At 77.7% G+C, this 1,114-nt stretch carries 1 protein-coding gene; it reads left to right on the top strand.

All coding sequences use genetic code 11. The annotated features are described in order from the left end of the window. A partial coding sequence (locus ABZ641_RS38915) for an acyltransferase (RefSeq protein ID WP_359989434.1) occupies positions 1-1,114 on the top strand: 1,114 nt, incomplete at both ends.

Here is a 1,114-nt window from a genome sequence, read left to right as displayed (position 1 = left end):
CGGGCGGCCACGTGGCCGCCGGGTCCTGGCGGCGGCACCGGGAGGGCGGCGGCGGGGCGGCCGGATGGGTCCGCGCGCGGGCGGTGCGGCTGCTGCTGCCGACGGCCGCGTACGTGGGGATCGCGGTGCCGTGCCTGGCGGCCGGCCGGGCGGCCGGCGCGGATCCCGGGCTGCTGGGCATGGTGGGCTGGGCGCTGGCGATGCAGTTCTGGTTCCTGCCGGTCTACCTGGTCGTCAGCGCGCTGACGCCGTGGCTGTACGCGGCGTACCGGCGGTGGGGTCTCGCCTCCACGGCCGCGCTGGCCGGGCTCTCCCTGGTGGCGGACCTGGTCGACCTGGCGGACCGCGGGAGTCCGGTCGGTGCGGCGGGCTACGTGCTGGTCTGGGCGGTGGCCTACCAGCTGGGTTTCGGCTGGGAGGACGGCCGGCTGCCGGGGCGCCGGCCGCTCCTGTGGGCGGTGGCCGGTGGCGGGGCGGCGGCGTTCGCGGGGCTGGTGGCGTTCGGGCCGTACCCGGTCAGCCTGATCCGGGTGAGCACCGAGGAGCTGAGCAACACCGATCCGCCGTCGCCGGCGATGCTCGCCTGGGTGCTCGCGCAGTGCGCGCTGTGTCTGCTCGCCGCACCCGCGATGGAACGGGCGCTGCGCGCGGAGTGGCTGTGGCGCCTGGTCCGCCCGCTCGGCCGGGTGTCGATGACGCTGTACCTGTGGCACATGGTGCCGGTGCTGGCGGCGGCTGCCGCGTTCTACCTGACGGACCTCGCGCCGGAGCCCGTGGTCGGTTCCGGCGCCTGGTGGGCGTGGCGGCCGGTGTGGATCGCCGTGCTGACGCTGTTCCTGCTCGGGCTGCTCGTGGCGCTGCGGCCGGTGGAACGGGGGCTGCTGCGGGTGGGCGGCGCGGTGCGTCCGCAGGCGGAGGTGCGGCAGCCGTACTCCGTGCTGGCGGGGCTGGCCGGACTCGCGGCCGCCGTCTGGACGCTGACGGTCTGGGCGGGCGAGGGGCTGGCCGGGACGGGCGCACCGGCGGGGTGGACGGTGGCGGGGTTCGCCGCGGGGACGGCGCTGGTGCTGCTGCCTCCGCCGCGTGCGGTGGTCGCGCCGGAAGCCTCCGAGGC

Source organism: Kitasatospora sp. NPDC007106 (assembly GCF_040634455.1).
GTDB lineage: Bacteria > Actinomycetota > Actinomycetes > Streptomycetales > Streptomycetaceae > Kitasatospora > Kitasatospora arboriphila.
Note: the sequence above shows the minus strand (reverse complement) of the source record. Positions and strands in the feature narration are given on the sequence as shown.